This window comes from Aeromonas sp. QDB20, assembly GCF_027707805.1.
GTDB classification, from domain to species: Bacteria; Pseudomonadota; Gammaproteobacteria; order Enterobacterales; family Aeromonadaceae; genus Aeromonas; species Aeromonas dhakensis.
Genome location: NZ_JAPCJC010000001.1, coordinates 341,496 through 360,252 on the forward strand (window position 1 = coordinate 341,496; position 18,757 = coordinate 360,252).

16 protein-coding genes and 1 other annotated feature are annotated in these 18,757 nt (G+C 61.9%); of the genes, 11 read left to right on the plus strand and 5 right to left on the minus strand.

Features of this window, described 5'->3' with window-relative positions; all coding sequences use genetic code 11:
* Window positions 1-4: 4 nt before the first annotated feature.
* Window positions 5-901: an ATP phosphoribosyltransferase gene (gene hisG, locus PG897_RS01450; protein ID WP_017764450.1), complete on the minus strand. Its 897-nt coding sequence runs from the start codon at window positions 899-901 to the stop codon at window positions 5-7.
* A 24-nt stretch (window positions 902-925) separates the two neighbouring features.
* Window positions 926-1,054: a sequence feature (His leader region), on the minus strand.
* 186 nt (window positions 1,055-1,240) lie between these two features.
* On the opposite strand from hisG, the gene PG897_RS01455 reads away from it, so the two are divergent.
* From PG897_RS01455 to rnd, 7 genes are all read left to right on the plus strand, one after another.
* Entirely contained in the window at window positions 1,241-1,483 is a 243-nt protein-coding gene (locus tag PG897_RS01455) for a hypothetical protein (RefSeq protein WP_005301068.1), read from the plus strand.
* Between the two features lie 71 nt (window positions 1,484-1,554).
* Window positions 1,555-3,471: an ATP-dependent DNA helicase gene (locus tag PG897_RS01460; RefSeq protein WP_270828705.1), complete on the plus strand. Its 1,917-nt coding sequence runs from the start codon at window positions 1,555-1,557 to the stop codon at window positions 3,469-3,471.
* A gap of 157 nt (window positions 3,472-3,628) precedes the next feature.
* Window positions 3,629-4,330 (plus strand): tRNA (adenosine(37)-N6)-threonylcarbamoyltransferase complex dimerization subunit type 1 TsaB, encoded by a 702-nt coding sequence (tsaB, locus tag PG897_RS01465; protein ID WP_017788102.1) that lies wholly within the window; start codon window positions 3,629-3,631, stop codon window positions 4,328-4,330.
* 95 nt (window positions 4,331-4,425) lie between these two features.
* Window positions 4,426-4,941 carry a Slp family lipoprotein gene (locus PG897_RS01470; RefSeq protein ID WP_065017116.1) on the plus strand — a complete coding sequence of 172 codons (516 nt, stop codon included), beginning with the start codon at window positions 4,426-4,428 and terminating at the stop codon, window positions 4,939-4,941.
* A 9-nt stretch (window positions 4,942-4,950) separates the two neighbouring features.
* Window positions 4,951-5,817, plus strand: a complete 867-nt coding sequence (locus PG897_RS01475; RefSeq protein WP_201883580.1) for an alpha/beta fold hydrolase — start codon at window positions 4,951-4,953, stop codon at window positions 5,815-5,817.
* A gap of 198 nt (window positions 5,818-6,015) precedes the next feature.
* A complete protein-coding gene (gene fadD, locus PG897_RS01480) occupies window positions 6,016-7,692 on the plus strand; it encodes a long-chain-fatty-acid--CoA ligase FadD (protein ID WP_010633942.1) in 1,677 nt (558 codons plus the stop codon).
* A gap of 96 nt (window positions 7,693-7,788) precedes the next feature.
* A complete protein-coding gene (rnd, locus tag PG897_RS01485; protein WP_181969393.1) occupies window positions 7,789-8,901 on the plus strand; it encodes a ribonuclease D in 1,113 nt (370 codons plus the stop codon).
* A gap of 41 nt (window positions 8,902-8,942) precedes the next feature.
* Here rnd and PG897_RS01490 read toward each other — a convergent pair whose 3' ends face one another.
* From PG897_RS01490 to dusC, 3 genes are all read right to left on the minus strand, one after another.
* Window positions 8,943-9,710: a substrate-binding periplasmic protein gene (locus PG897_RS01490; protein WP_043171371.1), complete on the minus strand. Its 768-nt coding sequence runs from the start codon at window positions 9,708-9,710 to the stop codon at window positions 8,943-8,945.
* A 94-nt stretch (window positions 9,711-9,804) separates the two neighbouring features.
* Window positions 9,805-10,173 (minus strand): TraR/DksA family transcriptional regulator, encoded by a 369-nt coding sequence (locus PG897_RS01495; protein ID WP_043171370.1) that lies wholly within the window; start codon window positions 10,171-10,173, stop codon window positions 9,805-9,807.
* A gap of 97 nt (window positions 10,174-10,270) precedes the next feature.
* Entirely contained in the window at window positions 10,271-11,215 is a 945-nt protein-coding gene (gene dusC / locus PG897_RS01500) for a tRNA dihydrouridine(16) synthase DusC (protein WP_201880613.1), read from the minus strand.
* Between the two features lie 178 nt (window positions 11,216-11,393).
* On the opposite strand from dusC, the gene PG897_RS01505 reads away from it, so the two are divergent.
* From PG897_RS01505 to PG897_RS01520, 4 genes are all read left to right on the plus strand, one after another.
* A complete protein-coding gene (locus PG897_RS01505) occupies window positions 11,394-11,771 on the plus strand; it encodes a YbaN family protein (protein ID WP_043171367.1) in 378 nt (125 codons plus the stop codon).
* 131 nt (window positions 11,772-11,902) lie between these two features.
* Window positions 11,903-12,448 (plus strand): adenine phosphoribosyltransferase, encoded by a 546-nt coding sequence (gene apt, locus PG897_RS01510; protein WP_005301034.1) that lies wholly within the window; start codon window positions 11,903-11,905, stop codon window positions 12,446-12,448.
* Window positions 12,449-12,632: 184 nt separating this feature from the next.
* Window positions 12,633-15,179 carry a DNA polymerase III subunit gamma/tau gene (gene dnaX, locus PG897_RS01515; RefSeq protein WP_201880610.1) on the plus strand — a complete coding sequence of 849 codons (2,547 nt, stop codon included), beginning with the start codon at window positions 12,633-12,635 and terminating at the stop codon, window positions 15,177-15,179.
* A gap of 113 nt (window positions 15,180-15,292) precedes the next feature.
* Window positions 15,293-15,622 carry a YbaB/EbfC family nucleoid-associated protein gene (locus PG897_RS01520; protein WP_005301028.1) on the plus strand — a complete coding sequence of 110 codons (330 nt, stop codon included), beginning with the start codon at window positions 15,293-15,295 and terminating at the stop codon, window positions 15,620-15,622.
* A 468-nt stretch (window positions 15,623-16,090) separates the two neighbouring features.
* On the opposite strand, the gene katG is transcribed toward PG897_RS01520, so the two are convergent.
* A complete protein-coding gene (gene katG, locus PG897_RS01525) occupies window positions 16,091-18,277 on the minus strand; it encodes a catalase/peroxidase HPI (RefSeq protein WP_043171363.1) in 2,187 nt (728 codons plus the stop codon).
* Window positions 18,278-18,757 lie beyond the last annotated feature (480 nt).

Sequence of the window (18,757 nt, forward strand, 5' to 3'; positions counted from 1 at the left end):
TTCCTTATTCCATCATCTTCTCGATGGGCAGCACCAGAATGGAGCTGGCACCCAGCGCCTTGAGCTGCTCCATGGTCTCCCAGAACAGGGTCTCGCTGGAGACGACGTGCAACGCCACCTGATTGGTCTCGCCCGCCAGCTGCATGATGGTGGGACGTTCGGCCCCCGGCAGCAGATCGGTGATGGCATCGAGCTTGTCCTTGGGGGCGTGCAGCATGATGTACTTGCTCTCGCGCGCCTGCTGCATCCCCTGAATGCGGGGCAGCAGGGTGTCGATGATCTTCTGCTTGGCATCGGACAAGGGGTTGGGCGCTTGCACCAGCACCGCCTTGGAGCGGTAGATAACCTCCACCTCTTTGAGGCCGTTGGCCTCCAGGGTGGCACCGGTGGAGACCAGATCGCAGATGGCGTCGGCCAGGCCCGCGCGCGGCGCCACTTCTACCGAGCCGCCCAGCATCACGCTCTTGAAGGCGAGCCCTTTCTCGTCGAAGAAGCGCTTGAGCAGCCCAGGGTAGGAGGTGGCGATGCGCTTGCCGGCGAGGCTCTCTGGCCCGGTGTAGTTGACATCGTCCGGCACCGCCAGGGAGAGGCGGCAGCCGCCGAAGTCGAGCTGTTTGAGGGTCTTGACCGCAAAGGGCTGGCCCTGGGAGGCGCGGATAAGCTGCACCTCTTCCAGCACGTTCTCGCCGATGATGCCAAGGTCGACCACCCCTTCCATCACCAGCCCCGGGATGTCGTCATCGCGCACCCGCAGGATGTCGATGGGCATGTTCTCGACATGGGCGATGAGGCGCTGCTCGCGCAGGTTGATCTTGAGGCCGCAGCTCTTGAACAGGGCCTGGGAGTCCTGGCTCAGACGACCGGATTTTTGCATGGCGATGCGCAGACGTTGTGTTTCCATTGCTCGATTTCCTTCTAGTCAAAAACGAAAAAACCCTCGGAAGTGGGTGCTTCCGAGGGTTTATGAATCTTGCGGTCCTTTTGGAAGTCACCAGTTAAGTGTCTTCCAGCAGTCAACCTCCTGAAAGACTATTCGGGATGATGATGGTGGTGATGAGTCTTCAGGCTGGTGAACTGCATGTAATCAATCCTTTACAAATAAGATGTCGTAGTTGACGCCCGATTTAAACTACCTGCCTTGACGGAAAAAGCAACCGGAAAATGTGATTTGGTCGATTAAAGTTGAGAAAACGGTTTTATGGTCGATAACTAGACAAGGTGAGCCAGAGGAGGCGACATCATGCCCAGCCAGGACCTGTTATTCCCCATTCTGCCCAGGGCGCCGGCCGCGCCGAGCAGTGACGACATCAAGCGGGAAGTAACCCAGATCAGCCAGAAGCATCAGTTGCGCAAGACCAGCACCGACAACGGCGACTCCCAGCAGCGCCAGCAGCCTTACCCCTCGGCCAAGCGTGATCAGGAAAAGCCTGAAGAGGACGATCACAAGCCGGATCCCGATCACCAGATCGATCTCTTCGTCTAGGGGCAGAAGTCAGTCCCGCTTTTGCCACCTTTTTGGCATAATGCCCCCTTTTGTTGCAGCGGGACGCCCCTTTGACCATCCAGACCCTGTTCAAGCCAGACGGCCCTCTGGCCAGCCATATCGACGGTTTTGTCGCCCGCGCCCCGCAACTGGAGATGGCCGAAGCGGTGGCCAACGCCATCAAGTCACACGGTCGCTTGCTGGTGGAGGCGGGCACAGGTACCGGCAAAACCTACGCCTATCTGGTGCCGGCGCTGGAATCCGGCAAGCGGGTGGTGATCAGCACCGGCTCCAAGAACCTGCAAGAGCAGCTCTTCTATCGAGACCTGCCGACCATCACCGGCGCACTCTCCTATACCCCGCCGGTGGCTCTCCTTAAGGGGCGCAGCAACTATCTGTGCATCGAGCGGATGAACCGGTTGCTCAGCGAATCCCACCTGCAAAAGCCCGAAGTGCTCAACGATCTGGTCAAGGTGAAGTCCTGGTCCACCGCCACCGCCACCGACAACGGTGACGTGGGCGATATTCCGGGGCTGCAGGAGAATGCCGAGATCCTCGCGCACGTCACCAGCACCAATGAAAACTGCCTCGGCCGCGATTGCCCCTATTACGACGACTGCCATCTGGTGGTGGCCCGTCGCCGCGCCATGGATGCCCAGGTGGTGGTGATCAACCACCACCTCTTCTTCGCCGACATGGCGGTGAAAGACACCGGATTTGGCGAGCTGGTGCCCGAAGCACAGGTCTATGTGTTTGATGAAGCGCACCAGCTGCCCGAGATCGCCACCAACTACTTTGGCAAGTCGGTGGGCAGCCGCACCATCCAGGATCTGGCGCAGGATATCCAGCTTGCCTATCGGGCCGAGGCCCACGACATGGGCCAGCTTGGCAAGGCGGCGGACAGGCTCGCCATCGCAAGCCAGGACTTGCGGCTCGCCTTCGGGGTGGACGGCGGTCGTGGCAACACCCGTGACATGTTGCGCCAACCGCTCTGGGGCCAGGCGCTGGCCCGCCTCAACGATGCACTCGGCCTGTGTTACGAGGTGCTGAAGCTGGCGCTGGGGCGAGGGGAGCAGCTTGACCACTGTTTCGAGCGCATCAGCGAGCTGCGCACTCGTCTTGGCGAGGTGCTGGCGGTCAACCAGACCGGATTCTCCTACTGGTATGATTGCTCGCGGCTCCATTTCACCCTCAATCTGACCCCGCTGTCGGTGGCCGAGCGCTTCGGCGCCGAGGTGCTGCGCCCCGAGGTGGCCTGGGTGTTTACCTCGGCCACGCTGACGGTGGACATGCGCTTTGATCACTTCAAGGCGGAGTTGGGGCTGGCCGGCAGCGCCGAGCTTATTCTCGACAGCCCGTTCGACTATGGCGAGCAGGCGCGCCTGTGTGTGCCGCGCTTCCTGCCCGAGCCCAATGCCTTTGGTCGGGGCGAGCAGCTGGCCAACCTGATGATCCCGCTCATCAACAAGACGCCGGGGGGCTGTTTCTTCCTCTGTACCAGTCATCAGGTGATGCGCCAGGTGGCCGAGGTGCTGCGCCGGGAGATCGGTCGCACCGTGTTGCTGCAGGGGGAAGACAACAAGCAGCGGCTGCTCAAGGAGTTCGTCGAGAATGGCCGCGCCGTGCTGGTGGCGACCAGCAGCTTCTGGGAGGGGATCGACGTGCGTGGTGCCGCGCTCTCCTGTGTTATCATCGACAAGCTGCCGTTTGCCAGCCCCGACGATCCGCTGCTGAAGGCGCGGGTGGATGATTGCAAGCTCAGGGGCGGTGATCCCTTCGCCGATATCCAGCTGCCCAAGGCGGTAATTGCCTTGAAGCAGGGGGTGGGGCGACTCATTCGTGATCGCAGTGATCACGGCGTACTGGTCATCTGTGATCCCCGCATGGTCAACAAACCCTACGGCGCGACCTTCATCAAGAGCCTGCCCGCGATTCCTCGGACTCGAGAGCTGGCCACCCTGGGCGGGTTTTTCGATCGCAAGGGCTGAATCTACCGAAGATGCTGCGCACCCGTGCGATGGCGTGACGACCACGCTGCCGATAGGGGCCGAGGCGGCCCGCAATTCGCGCACCAGAATGTGAAAACTGCTGGCAGAGCCTGCTTGCAGATTATGTAATTGACTGATTTTATAGAGATTGGAAAGCATGAACGAGTTGAAGATCCTGGCCGTAGATACCGCCACCGAAGCCTGCTCCGCCGCCTTGCTGGTGGGGGAAAAGGTATTCTCCCGTTGGGAAGAGGCGCCGCGGGATCACACCCGTAAAATCCTGCCCATGGTTCAGGCTGTGTTGGACGAGGCCGGGGTAACCTTGGACGAGCTCGATGCCATCGCCTTCGGCCGTGGTCCCGGCTCCTTTACCGGGGTGCGGATCGGCATCGGCGTGGCGCAGGGGCTGGCGCTGGGCGCAGGTGTACCGCTGATCGGTATCTCCACCCTGGCCGCCATGGCGCAGGGGGCTCATCGGCTAGACGGCGCCGAGCGGGTGTTGACCGCCATCGATGCGCGCATGGACGAGGTCTACTTCGGCCATTATGAGCTCATCGATGGCCGCATCCAGCTGGTGGGCGAAGAGGTGGTGAGCGGCCCCGCCGCACTGGTGGCGTCCCGCGGCATGCTGCCGGGCAGCTTTACCCGCGTCGGTACCGGATTTGAGACCTATGGCGAGACCCTCGCTGCGCTGGCCGACGAGCTGGTGGCGAGCCAGGTACGCTTCCCGGCGGCAGAGGACATGCTGCCGCTTGCCCGTAGCGCCTGGCTGGCCGGCGAGGCGGTGGCGGTCGAGCAGGCGACCCCGGTATATTTGCGTGACAAGGTGACCTGGAAGAAGCTGCCGGGTCGCGAATAAGGGCAGGAGTGGCAGACTTGTCGCTCATGCCGGTCGACACAGGCCCCATGCGGGCGGTTGAGAGGTCGGGCCCAGCCCGACCCAAGGAGAGTGACATGTTGAAGCGTGCAATGGTGATGGGGGCCGCCGGCCTTCTGCTCGGTGCCTGCAGCTCGGTCCCGCAAGAGCTGGCCTATGAGCCCGCCAACCAGCTGGTGGCCTACCAGCCGGCGCTTGCCGGCCTGGAAGGCAAGCCGGCCCGCTGGAGCGGCGTCATCTCGTCGGTACACAACAAGGCGGATCAGAGCGTCATCGAGGTGGTCTATCTGCCGCTCAAGTCCAACGGGGTGCCGGAGCAGACCGAACAGAGCCCGGGCCGTTTTCTGGCCATCATGCAGGGTTTTGTCGACCCGACCCTCTATGCCAAGGGGCGCAGCCTGACGGTGCTCGGCACCATAGCCCAGCCGGTGGACAGCCAGATTGGTGAGCATAAATACCGCTTCTCGGTGCTCAAGGTGACGGGCAGCAAGCTGTGGCCGCCGGTCAAGGAGGTGGAGATCCGCTACATGGATCCCTACTTCTACGACCCCTTCTATGATCCCTACTGGCCGAGACGGCCGCTGCGCCGCTAGGAGCTGGGCATGAACACCTTGCTGCAAGAGCGCTTCCTGACCCTGGCCGACGGCCGCCGGGTTGCCTTGCTCGAGAGCCCGCCGGCGCAGGGAGAGCAGGGGGACAAACCGCTGCTGCTTGCCCTGCATGGCTGGCTCGACAACAGCGCAAGCTTTGTGCCCCTGGCCCCCTTTCTGACTCACTTTCACCTCGTCTGTGTCGATCTGCCGGGGCACGGTCACTCGGATCACAAGAACACACCCTATGTCTTTGTCGACTGGCTGGACGATCTCTATCAGATCACCCAGGCCGCCGGCTGGTCGCGCTTTGTGCTGCTGGGCCACTCCCTCGGGGCGCTGATTGCCTCCGCCTATACCGGGGTCTTCCCCGAGCAGGTGGAGCGGCTCATTCTGCTGGAGGGGCTCGGACCCCTCAGTCAGCCGGACGACGCCGTGCCGGAGCAGCTGCGCCGGGCCATCCTCAACCGCAGCAGAACCCGCGAGCGAGCCTCCCAGGGCTTTGCCTCCATCGACGAAGCGGTGGCGGCGCGCTGCAAGGTGGCGGACATCACCCCGAGTGCGGCACGCCTTATCTGCGAGCGGCAGTTGGAAGCCCGGGCAGGGCGCTGGCACTGGCGCAGCGATCCCCGTCTGCGGGATCTCTCCCCCATGCGCATGAGCGAGGGGCAGGCTCAGGCGCTGATCCGGGCCATCCGTTGCCCGGTGCTGTTTATCGCCGGCGCAGAGGGATTTGCCAGCCTGCAGGTACAGTGGGGAGAGCGTCATGCCGCCTTTACACGCATTGAACGTGTCGTTTTGGCGGGAAACCACCATTTTCATATGGAAAATTCGGCAGAGACCGCGGTTTGTATCGAAAAATTTTGTCAAATTCGGTAGAATCGGCGGCTTTCAATAATTCCAGGTTTGTCTTCCCCCTCACATTTTTCTGTTGTTAATTCGCTGTTAATTGATGTTGCCCTATGTAAATATGGGCGACATTAGAGTATGAGCTTAAAACAACTGCTTGAAATGGATGTGAACAGGGACGGAGGCAACACAGTGAGCGCACAGGTGCTAGTTATGCAGGAGAAGTTCGTGGAAAAAGTCTGGCTGAAGCGTTATCCAGAAGGGGTGCCCGCCGAGATCAATCCAGACCAATACAGCTCCCTGGTCGAGATGTTTGAAGAGTCGGTGAACGAGTTTGCCGACCAGCCTGCCTTCGTCAACATGGGGCAGACCATTACCTATCGTCGTCTCGAGGAGCAGTCCCGCGCCTTTGCCGCCTACCTGCAAAACGAGCTCAAGCTGAGCCAGGGTGACCGGGTCGCCGTGATGATGCCCAACCTGCTGCAGTATCCCATCGCCGTGTTCGGCATCCTGCGTGCCGGCATGATAGTGGTCAACGTCAACCCGCTCTACACCCCGCGCGAGCTGGAGCACCAGCTCAAGGACTCCGGCGCCAAGGCCATCGTCATCGTCTCCAACTTTGCCCACACCCTGGAAAAAGTGGTCTACGACACCCCGGTCAAGCACGTGATCTTGACCCGGATGGGGGACAACCTGGGGCTGGCCAAGGGGACCCTGGTCAACTTCGTGGTGAAATACGTCAAGAAGCTGGTGCCCAAGTACAATCTGCCCCACGCCAGCACCATGCGTCAGGCATTGGCCAAGGGGCGCTATCTGCAGTACATCAAGCCCGAGATCAACAACGACGATCTCGCCTTCCTGCAATACACCGGCGGCACCACCGGCCTCTCCAAGGGGGCCATGCTGACCCACCGCAACATGATCGCCAACGTGGAGCAGTGCCTCGGTGTCTATGGCCCTGTGCTGGAGCGGGGCAAGGAGTTCGTGGTCACCGCGCTGCCGCTCTACCACGTCTTCGCGCTGACCGTGAACTGCCTGCTGTTCATGCGTCTGGGTGGCTACAACCTGCTGATCAGCAACCCGCGCGACATCCCGGGCTTTGTCAAAGAGATCAAGAAGTACCCCTTCACCTGCATCACCGGGGTCAACACCCTGTTCAACGCGCTGGTCAACAATGGCGAGTTCCAGAGCATGCCGTTTGACAAGCTCAAGCTCACCATCGGCGGCGGCATGGCGGTGCAGCGGGCGGTGGCCGAGCAGTGGAAGGCGTTGACCGACACTCCGCTGCTGGAAGGTTACGGCCTGACCGAGTGTTCACCCCTGGTGAGCGTCTGCCCCTACGATCTGGTGGACTACAACGGTTCCATCGGCCTGCCGGTCTGCTCCACCGACATCCGGCTGGTGGATGACAACGGTCAGGTGATCCACGAACTCGGCAAACCGGGGGAGATGCAGGTACGCGGCCCGCAGGTGATGAGCGGTTACTGGCAGCGGCCGGAAGCCACCGCCGAGGTGATGCAGGATGGCTGGCTCTGTACCGGCGATATCGCGGTGTGCGACGAGCAGGGCTTCTTCAAGATCGTCGATCGCAAGAAAGACATGATCCTGGTCTCCGGTTTCAACGTCTATCCGAACGAGATCGAAGACGTGGTGGCGCTCCACCCGAAAGTGCTGGAAGTGGCCGCCGTCGGCGTGCCGCACAAGGTCTCTGGCGAGCTGGTGAAGATCTTCGTGGTGAAGAAAGATCCAAAGCTGCTGGAAGACGAGATTATTGCGCACTGCCGCAAACATCTGACTGCCTATAAGGTCCCGAAACTGGTAGAATTTCGTGACGAACTTCCCAAGACCAATGTGGGCAAGATCCTGCGCCGCGTGCTGCGCGACGAGGAGATTGCCAAGCAGTAACCGGCGTGGCGCTGCCAAGCAGCATGCCGTCGTTATGCAAAACCGTGGGTCAGCCCACGGTTTTTTCTTTTGGCCCTGATCAACGCGCAGGCACAGATGCATTATCAACTCATTTCACAGCAAGCCGAACTGGATCAGTATCTCGCCTCCCTGGCCGACGTTCCCCTGGCCATCGATACTGAATTCGTCCGCACCCGTACCTATTACCCCCAGCTGGGCCTGTTCCAGATCTATGACGGCCACCAGCTGGCACTGCTGGATCCCTTGACGCTGGATCTCTCCTCCCTCTGGCAGCGACTCGGTCGGGCAGGGCAGATCGCCATTTTGCACGCCTCCGGCGAAGATCTGGAGCTTATCCAGCATCAGGCGGGTCATCTGCCCAACCAGATGCACGACACCCAGCTGGCGGCAGCCTTTCTGGGCCACGGGGTCTCGGTGGGCTTCGGCGCCCTGGTCAACGAGTTTCTCGGCGTGACCCTGGAAAAGGATCAGGCGCGCACCGACTGGCTGGCGCGTCCGCTCACCCCCCGTCAGCTCGAATATGCGGCGGCCGACGTCTTCTATCTGCTGCCTCTCTACGACAAGGTGATGGCGGCGCTGCGTGAAAGCGGCAAGTTCGCCTGGTTCGAGCAGGAGTGCCAGAACCACTCCGCCCGCAAGACCCAGAGCAGCGATCCCCGTCAGGCCTATCTCGACATCGTCAACGCCTGGCAGTTGGGGCGCCGCGAGCTGGCGATACTGCGCGAGCTGGCCGCCTGGCGTCAGCAGGAGGCGGTGCGCCGGGATCTGGCCCTCAACTTCGTGGTCAAGGAGCTGCACCTGTTCAAGGTGGCGGAGCGCAAGCCCACCTCCCTGCGGGATCTCAACGAGCTGGGGCTGGCCCCCATCGAGATCAAGATCCACGGCAAGCGGATGCTGGACATCGTGGCCGCCGCTCAGCAGAGCGATCCTGCCGGCTGGCCCGAGCCCATTCGCCGGCTGGTGGATTACCCCCAATACAAGGCCGAGCTCAAGCGCATCAAGGGGATGGTGGAAGAGAAGGCCAAGGCCAGCAATATTCCGCCCGAACTGGTAGCCAGCAAGAAGATCATTCACCAGTACTTCACCTGGAGCTGGCGCATGAGCGACGAAGAGCGGGCCCGAGCCGACAAGCCCATGCTGCTGCAGGGCTGGCGCTTTGAGCTGGTTGGCCATCTGTTGGCCCAATGAGCGAGTACACAAGAGAACGGGCCCACTGGGCCCGTTTTTTTTCATTTGATGGGCGGCAACTGATAACGATAGCGGGCCAGGATCTGGGTGTATTCCGGGCTGGTGAGCAGCGCCTGGATGGCCTCGTCCAGCCGGTGCAGCTGGGCTGGCGTGGTGGTGCGCCGACTCAGCATCAGATGCACCGGTGTGCGCTGGATATTGAGCAGGGGGGTGAGGTCATCAAGCGGGATACCGGCCAGGCTTATCTCCTGCAGCCCCATGGGATCGATGACCACCCCCTGAATGCGGCCGGCCAGCAGCAGCTTGAGCAAGGGCTCCATCCGCAGGCGGGCCAGCAGCCGATCCTGCATCTGGGGCGATTGCATGAAGGTGCGAAAATCGGTGCCGTAATCAAAATCACGCATCATCCCTATGGTGAAATCCTGCCGTGGCAGCAGGTCCGAGAGCTGGGTGATCCCTTGCCAGCGCGCCCTGTCCTGACGGCGCACCAGCAGCACTGTCTCTTCGTTGCGATAGGGCAGGCTGAAGCGGGCGTACCGCTCGCGCTCGGCGGTCTGGTTGGCGGACATGGTGAGCTGGATGGTGCCGAACTCCAGCTCGCGCAGTACGCGGGCCCAGGGCATCTCGCTGTAGCTGGCGCTAAAGCCGGCCCGGCTGAAGATGGCTTGCAGCAGGTCGATGTCCAGCCCCTGTAGCTGCTGCTGTTCGTCGCGAAAGCTGAACGGGTGCCAGCTGGCCCAGCCCACCTGCAGTGACTCCTGCGCCCAGGCGGCGGTGCACAAACACCATAACAACAAGACTCTGTACACGGAGCTATCCCTGTTCAGCGTGGTTGTTGTTGATTATTGAATAGAAATGTCGGGCTGACCAGCCCGGGGGAAAGGATGCACGAAGGTGCATCCCTCAGAGCTCGTGGGCGTGGAATCCCTTGCGATAGCGGGCTTCGCAGCGCGGGCAACGTTGCAGGGTCGGGTCCTGCTCCAGCGATTCGATGGCCAGCGGCTCCTCGCAGTCGGAGCAGAGGCCATAGAGGCCCAGATCCATCTGGCAAAGCGCCGCATCGATCCGCTTGAGCCGGGCCACGCTCTGCTCCACCTTGGGCAAGTCGAGGCGGCTGGTGAGATCGACCAGCTGATCCCGCTCGCAGTGATCCACCTGCTCCGCCCACTCGTCACGCCGACAGGCTTTGAGCTGACAGATCAGCTCTTCTCTTACTTGCGCCCAGTCAGTCAGCAGGCGATCACGCCACACGGCCAACTGAGCTTGCGTCATTTCACACACACTAGCCCCCAACGGACGAATAACAAATTGTGGGCAGTATAGGGAAGCGACAGGATTATCAAGATGATATGCGTCAAGTAAAGAACGGTTAGATCACAGTTTTCGCGGCCTGCAGCAGGGCGTCCCGAATGGGATGGGTCTCCTTGAGTACCCGGATTTCCTGAAACAGCTGGTCTGCCTCGGGATACTCCCGCTTGAGGTAGCTGAACCATTGCTTGATGCGACTCGGGTAGTAGTCGGCCTTCTCGCTCGTTAGGTCCTGTTCGGTGTAGTTCACCATCAACTGCAGCACCTCGGCCCAGCTCATGTGGGCACAGCCGCTCTTCATCACGTTGGCCAGGTTGGGCAACGAGATGGCGCCGCGGCCCACCATCAGGGCATCGCAGCCGGACACTTGGGCGCAGGCGAGGGCATCGGCATGGTTCCAGATCTCGCCGTTGGCGGTGACCGGGATGGGCAGGGCACGGCGAATGGCGTCCACATACTCCCAGTGAGCCGGCGCCTTGTAGCCTTCGCGCTTGGTGCGGGCGTGCACGGCCAGCTCGTTGGCCCCGGCCTGATGAACCGCCTGGGCGTTCTCCAGATAGAGATCCTTGTCATCGTAGCCGAGGCGGATCTTGGCGCTCACCGGCAGATGGGCCGGCACCGCTTCGCGCACTGCCTTGACGATGCGATAGATGGTCTCGGGCTCCTTGAGCAGCACGGCCCCTCCCTTGCTCTTGTTGACCGTGGGGGCGGGGCAGCCAAAGTTGAGATCGACGCCGGGGGAGCCAAGCTCGATGGCCCGCAGCGCGTTTTCGGCCAGCCATTCTGGGTGTTGGCCCAGCAGCTGTACCCGCACCGGCGTGCCGGCCCGGGTCTTGCCGTCCTGCTTGAGCTCGGGACAGAGGCGATGGAACACCTTGGCCGGCAGCAGCTGATCGACCACCCGGATGAATTCGCTGACACAGAGGTCGTAGTCGTTGACGGAGGTGAGCACCTCCCGCATCAAGTGATCCAGTACCCCCTGCATGGGGGCCAAAATAACGCGCATAACCGGTTCCGCAGGGCAAACAGAGAAAAAAGAGCGCAGATTGTAGTGGCAATGGCCGGGATTGTCAGCCGTTTGCCCACTCGATGAACCCAATCGACGGCCACCGCCTGGGCCAGGCTGTCAGCTTCCAGGCCAACTCTGTTAGGCTAAAGGCAGAGATACATTCAGAGGAGTACCCATGAAACGCTGGTGTCTGATGGCCCTGGGCTGGCTTGCCTTCGCCACCGGGATAGTCGGGATAGGCCTGCCCCTGCTGCCGACCACCCCCTTCATGCTGCTGGCGGCGGCGCTGTTTGCCCGCTCGTCTCCCCGCTTTCATCGCTGGCTGCTAAGCCATCCTTGGTTCGGGCCTCCCATTGCTGACTGGCAGCAGTATCGCGGCATTCGCCGCCATGCCAGGCGGCGCGCTATTTTCTTTATTCTGCTCTCCTTCTCGGTGTCGCTGGCGGTGGTGCCCCTGCTGTGGGTCAGGCTGCTGCTCATTGCCATAATGGTGATCCTGCTCACCTGGTTAATGCGGCTGCCGGTGCTGGAGCCAGTTGCAATGGAGAAGTGAAGTCCCTAAGCTATTGCGGCAATAATGCTATGGAGTCGGCCCGTCATTTTTGCGTGACGGGCCTTTTTATTTCCCGCTGGCGGGAAGCTGAGAGAAACGACCATCTGCGTCGAAAAACAAACGGTCAAACCATGAATCCGGAAACCCTGAAATTTATCGAAGCGAGCATCAAGACCATTCCCGACTATCCGAAGCCGGGCATTCTGTTTCGCGACATCACCAGCCTGATCGAGAATGCCGAGGCCTTCAAGGCCACCATTGATCTGCTGGCCAATCACTATCGTGATCAAGGGATCACCAAGATTGTCGGTACCGAAGCGCGCGGCTTCATCTTCGGCGCGCCGGTAGCCTTCGCCATGGGTCTGGGCTTCGTGCCGGTTCGCAAGCCGGGCAAGCTGCCCCGCGCCGTCATCGAGGAGTCCTACGCCCTCGAATATGGCACCGACACCCTGCAACTGCACACCGACGCCATCGTGCCCGGTGACAAGGTGCTGGTGGTAGACGATCTGCTGGCTACCGGCGGCACCGTCGATGCCACCGTCAAGCTGATCCGCCGCGCTGGCGGTGAAGTGGCCGATGCCGCCTTCATCATCTCCCTGCCGTCGCTGGGTGGTGATGCCCGCCTGACCGCCGCCGGCGTCAAGGTGGTCTCCCTGGTCGAACTGCCGGGCGAATAAGCCGCCAGTCCGATCACGCAGACGGGCCTCGTCAGTCCGTTGCCTGCGTCCAAACCGGTGCCCGAGCGGGCATCGGTTTGAAATTCAAGCGATCCCTCCCGCCTCGGCCGATAGCCGATACAGCCCGCCCCGCATTTGTGTTAGCATCCAGCCTCAATGCCTTGTCATCCCTGCATCGAGATCTATGAGCTATCAGGTTCTGGCGCGTAAATGGCGCCCCCATACGTTTGAACAAGTGGTAGGCCAGCATCATGTGCTGACCGCCTTGACCAACGCCCTGGATCAGGGACGGCTGCATCACGCCTATCTGCTGAGCGGTACTCGCGGAGTCGGCAAGACCACCATCGCGCGCATCCTGGCCAAGAGTCTCAACTGCGAGCAGGGGATCAGCAGTCATCCGTGCGGCGTGTGCGACACCTGCCGCGAGATCGATCAGGGCAACTTCGTCGATCTGCTGGAGATAGACGCGGCGTCGCGCACCAAGGTGGAAGATACCCGCGAGCTGCTCGACAACGTCCAGTACCGACCGGCCCGTGGCCGTTTCAAGGTCTATCTCATCGACGAAGTGCACATGTTGTCGCGCCACAGCTTCAACGCGCTGCTGAAAACCCTGGAAGAGCCGCCCCCCTATGTGAAGTTCCTGCTGGCCACCACGGATCCACAGAAGCTGCCCATCACCATTTTGTCGCGCTGCCTGCAGTTTCATCTGAAGAGCCTGGATCAGACCCAGATCGCCAAGCAGCTTGAATGGGTGCTGGATCAGGAGGGACAACCCTTCGAGCCGCGCGCATTGCTGGCCCTGGCCAAGGCGGCAGACGGTAGCATGCGCGATGCCCTGAGCCTGACCGATCAGGCGCTGGCCCACGGCAATGGCAGCGTGCGCACCGACAGCGTGCTGGCCATGCTGGGGACCCTGGATCACCGCCATCTGCATCAACTGCTGGAAGCTGTGCTGCGCCAGGATGCACCCGCCACCATGGCCAAGATCACCGAGATAGCGACCCTGGGGCCCGACTTTGATCAGCTCCATGCCGAGCTGGAAGGGCTGCTCCATCGCATCGCCATGGCGCAGCTGTTGCCCGCCACCGTGCAGGAGCAGGGGGCGGATGCCGATGCCCTGCTGCAACTGGCCCAGGCCATGAGCCCGGAAGAGGTGCAGCTCTGCTATCAGATCGTGCTGGGTGGCCGCAAGGATCTGCCCTGGGCCCCCGATGGCCGCACCGCACTGGAGATGACCTGCCTGCGGATGCTGGCCTTCTCGCCCCGGCGCGAGGTGTTGCACCCCGCCAGCCTGACGGCGCTGCCTCCGGCACTCGGTGGCCTGCCCGCCGCCGGTGCGAGGAGCCCAGCCCCCGCCTTGGGAAAGCCCGAGGGGGTTGAGCCACCCCTGGCCACCGGCATGATGCCGCAGGCTCCGTCAGCCGACGCCGCGATTTCGCCTGCGCCGGTTACTTCTTCTGCACCAGCCGAACACCAAGGGACGCAGGAGGCCGGACAGGCCGCCCAGCCTCACTCACAGTTGGCTGACATGGCGGAGCCGGAAGGCGGCGCCGCGCTGGATCCGCTCTTTGCCGAGCAGGCGGAGTTGCTGCGTGAAGCCGAGCAGATGGGCTATGAGGCTGCGCCCGAACCTATTGCGCCCACGGCTCAGCCTGCCGCAGCCGAGCCCGCGTCCTCCGTACAAGGCGCCGTACCAACGAATGTGGCTGACGAAGTGGCTGACAGCGGGGAGGGGAGTGTCTCTTCAACGGTGGCCAGCATGCAGAGCCTGCTGGGCAAGCGCAATCTGCTGCGAAGCCGCCTGCGCGGCGAGCCGAGCGGCAGTGCGGCGCCAGCCCGGGCGACACCGGTCAAGCCGATGGCGACCGCCAAACCGGCACCGGTGGCACCGGCTGCGGCCATGCCGCCCTCGGCGCCCCACTCCCCGAGTGCCCCCCGGGTGCAGGCACCTGCCCAGGCGGTCCAGTCAGGTTACGATGAGTTGCCGCCGCTCGATGCCTATGAAGAGAGCGGCAGCGACTACGAAGAGTATTTGAATCAGGGTTTCAACGATGCGTTCGCCAGTGCCCCCTTGCCGGAGCGAACCACCCAGGTGATGCAGCCAGCGCCTGCCGCGCGTCCCCAGGCGGATGATCTGCCGCCCTGGGATCTGGATGGCAGTGCCGGCCGGCAGACGGTTGCTGCACCGAGTGCCCCGGCCACCGTTGCAACGCCCCCTGAGGAGACCATCAGCGAGCCAGCCGCCTCGGTCATGGAAACCATCGACTGGAACGAGCTGGAGAGCGACAACCAGCCGCAGGGGAGTGAGGAGGCGGCCAGATTGATCCCCTCTTCGCTGCTGGCCAATTGCGGCGACCATTGGGCCGAACTGATTGCCCGCACCGGTGTGGGCGGCCGCCTGCGCCAGCTGGCCATCAATTCGGTGATGGAGCAGCAGGGCGACAAGGTGCTGCTGACTCTCAAACCCGAGCAGCGCCATCTGGTGAGCGACAGGGCGCGCGCCGATCTGGCCGAGATCATCGGCCCCGAACTGGGGCTTGCGGTACAGGTGAACGTCACCCTGGGCGTGGTGCCCGAGCGGGAAACCCCGCTCGAGATTGAGCACCGCCTCTACCTCGGGGTGCGGGAGCAGGTCACCCGGGATCTGGAGCAGGATCCCAACGTGCAATTCTTGCAACAGCGGTTTGGCGCCATGCTGCACCACGACAGCATAGAGCCGCTGAGCAACTGATCACACCATCCGGGCCTGGTGCCCGGTTGAAAAACGGTTTGGCCGTCCCCACTTAGGACGGGTAAACCCACGGCCCGGCGCTGGATGCCGGATTTCAAGACGAGAGACGACATATGTTTGGTAAAGGTGGAATGGGGAACCTGATGAAACAGGCCCAACAGATGCAAGAGCGCATGCAGAAGATGCAAGAGCAGCTTGCCCAGATGGAAGTAGTCGGTGAAGCCGGCGCTGGCATGGTCAAGGTCACCATGGCCGGCAGCCACAGTGTGCGTCGCATCGAAATCGACCCGAGCCTGATGGAAGATGACAAAGAGATGCTGGAAGATCTGGTGGCTGCGGCCGTCAACGATGCCGTGCGTCGCGTCGAAGAGCAGAACAAGGCCAAGATGGGCGAGCTGACCGGCGGCATGCAACTGCCTCCCGGCTTCAAGATGCCCTTTTAAGGACTCATTTCCAGTCGCAGCAATAGGCTGCGCGTGATGGTCTGCCCGTCGGTCGTGATGGGGCACTTGCCCCGACTTCCCGGTCAACTCTCTCCGGTAACGCTGGAGCGTCGTTGCCGACCCATGGGCCAGGATGGGGCAGGTGATTTCCTCCCGTTGTCAGCCAGTGGCTTGTGCAGCGATTCAAATGCCTTCACCATCCGGATGCATCGCGAGTAGTCATGACGCAGCTGACACTTTCCCCGTGTCAGCTGCGTTTTTATGAGTAGGGGTCCACGTCTGTCACGTCGCGCACCACATCGAATCGGTGCAAGGCCTGTATTCTCTGCTTGTATCCCTTCCGCCCCCTCTTGCTTCACTTGCCTGTACCTCGTTCGTGAGGGGGCTGATGCACCGCCGCTGGCGGCGCGTGCCGACAAAAAAGAACGCCAGCCTCGCGGCTGGCGTTATTTCTACGGACCTGGCGGATTATTTCAGGTCAAAGCGGTCGTTGTTCATCACCTTGACCCAGGCCTTGACGAAGTCGCGCACGAACTTCTCCTTGCCATCTTGCTGGGCATAGACCTCGGCGTAGGCACGCAGCACCGAGTTGGAGCCAAACACCAGGTCAACCCGGGTGGCGGTCCACTTCACTGCGCCGCTCTGACGATCCACGATCTGGTAGCTGTTGCGGCCAGTCGGCTGCCAGCTATAGGCCATGTCGGTCAGGTTGACGAAGAAGTCGTTGCTGAGCACCCCGACCCGGTCGGTAAAGACGCCATGGGCCGAGCCGCCATAGTTGGTGCCAAGCACCCGCATACCGCCGACCAGCACTGTCATCTCGCGGGCGGTGAGCCCCAGCAGCTGGGCGCGGTCGAGCAGCATCTCTTCCGGCTGCACCTTGTAGTGTCCCTTCTGCCAGTTGCGGAAACCATCGTGCACCGGCTCCAGGAAGGCAAACGACTCGGCATCGGTCTGATCGGCACTGGCATCGCCGCGGCCCGGTGCAAAGGGGACGACGATATCAACGCCGGCCAGCTTGGCCGCCTGCTCTACCGCTGCGCTGCCGCCCAGCACAATCAGGTCGGCGATGCTGACCGGCTTGTTCAGGGTGGCTTGCAGGGCAGTCAGGGCGTTGAGCACCTTCTCGAGGCGAGTCGGTTCGTTGCCTTCCCACTCCTTCATCGGCGCAAGACGAATACGAGCACCGTTGGCTCCGCCGCGATAATCGGAGCCGCGGAAGGTGCGGGCACTGTCCCAGGCGGTGGCGATCAAATCGGCTGGCGCCACGCCGCAGGCCAGCAGCTTGCCCTTGAGCTCGCTCACCTCCTGCTCGGAGAGCTGGTAATTCACCGCCGGCACCGGATCCTGCCACACCATGACTTCGCTCGGCACTTCTGGCCCCAGGTAGCGGCTGCGCGGCCCCATGTCACGGTGGGTCAGCTTGAACCAGGCGCGGGCAAAGGCGTCGGAGAAGAGGTCTTGATCCGCTGCGAAGCGCTCGGAGATCTCCCGGTAGACGGGGTCAAAGCGCAGTGCCATGTCTGCGTCCGTCATGATGGGGTTGCAGCGCAGGGAGGGGTCTTCCACGTCCACCGGGCGATCTTCCTCCTTGATGGCAACGGGCTCCCACTGCCAGGCGCCGGCCGGGCTCTTCTTGAGCCACCAGTCATGACCCAGCAGCATCTTGAAGTAGCCGTTGTCCCAGCGAGTCGGATTGCTGGTCCAGGCGCCCTCGATCCCGCTGGTGACCGTATCGCGACCGATGCCGCGGCTCTCGTGGTTGATCCAGCCAAGCCCCTGTTCATGCACATCCGCCCCTTCTGGGGCGGGCCCCAATTTGACAGCGCTGCCGTTACCGTGGGCCTTGCCGACGGTGTGGCCACCTGCGGTGAGGGCGACGGTCTCTTCGTCATTCATCCCCATGCGGGCAAAGGTGACGCGCATGTCGTGGGCGGTTTTCAAGGGATCAGGGTTGCCATCCACCCCTTCCGGGTTGACGTAAATAAGCCCCATCATCACCGCGGCCAGCGGGTTCTCCAAATCCCGTTCACCACTGTAACGGCTCCCTTCACTGCCGCTCGGCGCCAGCCACTCCTTCTCGGAGCCCCAGTAGACATCTTTTTCCGGATGCCAGATGTCCTCGCGGCCACCGGCAAAACCGAAGGTCTTGAGCCCCATGGATTCATAAGCGACGTTGCCGGCCAGGATCATCAGGTCGGCCCAGGAGATCTTGTTGCCGTATTTCTGTTTGATGGGCCACAGCAGGCGGCGCGCCTTGTCGAGGTTGCCGTTGTCTGGCCAGCTGTTGAGGGGGGCGAAGCGCTGGTTGCCGGTGTTGGCACCGCCACGGCCGTCGGTGGCACGATAGCTGCCTGCGGAGTGCCAGGCCATGCGGATCATCAGGCCGCCGTAGTGGCCCCAGTCGGCCGGCCACCAGGGCTGACTGTCGGTCATCAGAGCATGCAGATCGGCCTTGAGGGCATCGTAATCGAGGCTGCTGAAGGCATCAGCATAATTGAAAGACTCATCCATCGGATTGGTCTTGCGGTCATGTTGGTGCAGGATGTCGAGGTTGAGGGCATTGGGCCACCAAACTTGAGGCTCCTGGCCGGCGGAAGTATTGGCTCCGTGTGCAAAAGGGCACTGACCGGCCCCATGAGTGTGTTTGTCCATTCACTATGTCCTCTTATTAACGTTATGACGGTGAAACAGTGCTCTTCGTTCCTAAGATCAATCTAACTCTGAAATAGCGTTACTGAACATAAGGTTAAAACTCTGACATTCATCGGCAATGACGATTGAAGATCAGCTTTCATACGACAATTTCTGCTCGAACAACCCGTGATCTCCTTGCACACGAGAGCACCGGCGTACAGACATGCGCGCCATCTCTGGCTGCCTGTCAGTATGATCAAATCGTGGAGACATAGATGATAGTTGAGCGTCGAACCGGCGCCTTGCCTCAGCCTGGCCATGGATGAGTGGGGGAAGAGTCTGCGCCTTATCGCAGGCCATCTGATCACGACTCTTTATTGCATGCTCAATGTCTATAGCGTGAACCGAGGGCGCCTGATTGAATCGAATTGATGGCGGTGGGAGCTCTTCATTAAAAAGCCGGTCATGTTGATAGTCCGGGCAAGCAATCATGGCCGG

Coding starts and splice junctions, on each gene's coding strand:
- hisG (WP_017764450.1), bottom strand. CDS start 901: ATGGAAACACAACGTCTGCGCATCGCCATGCAAAAATCCGGTCGTCTG.
- PG897_RS01455 (WP_005301068.1), top strand. CDS start 1,241: ATGCCCAGCCAGGACCTGTTATTCCCCATTCTGCCCAGGGCGCCGGCC.
- tsaB (WP_017788102.1), top strand. CDS start 3,629: ATGAACGAGTTGAAGATCCTGGCCGTAGATACCGCCACCGAAGCCTGC.
- PG897_RS01470 (WP_065017116.1), top strand. CDS start 4,426: ATGTTGAAGCGTGCAATGGTGATGGGGGCCGCCGGCCTTCTGCTCGGT.
- PG897_RS01475 (WP_201883580.1), top strand. CDS start 4,951: ATGAACACCTTGCTGCAAGAGCGCTTCCTGACCCTGGCCGACGGCCGC.
- rnd (WP_181969393.1), top strand. CDS start 7,789: ATGCATTATCAACTCATTTCACAGCAAGCCGAACTGGATCAGTATCTC.
- PG897_RS01495 (WP_043171370.1), bottom strand. CDS start 10,173: ATGACGCAAGCTCAGTTGGCCGTGTGGCGTGATCGCCTGCTGACTGAC.
- dusC (WP_201880613.1), bottom strand. CDS start 11,215: ATGCGCGTTATTTTGGCCCCCATGCAGGGGGTACTGGATCACTTGATG.
- PG897_RS01505 (WP_043171367.1), top strand. CDS start 11,394: ATGAAACGCTGGTGTCTGATGGCCCTGGGCTGGCTTGCCTTCGCCACC.
- apt (WP_005301034.1), top strand. CDS start 11,903: ATGAATCCGGAAACCCTGAAATTTATCGAAGCGAGCATCAAGACCATT.
- dnaX (WP_201880610.1), top strand. CDS start 12,633: ATGAGCTATCAGGTTCTGGCGCGTAAATGGCGCCCCCATACGTTTGAA.
- PG897_RS01520 (WP_005301028.1), top strand. CDS start 15,293: ATGTTTGGTAAAGGTGGAATGGGGAACCTGATGAAACAGGCCCAACAG.
- katG (WP_043171363.1), bottom strand. CDS start 18,277: ATGGACAAACACACTCATGGGGCCGGTCAGTGCCCTTTTGCACACGGA.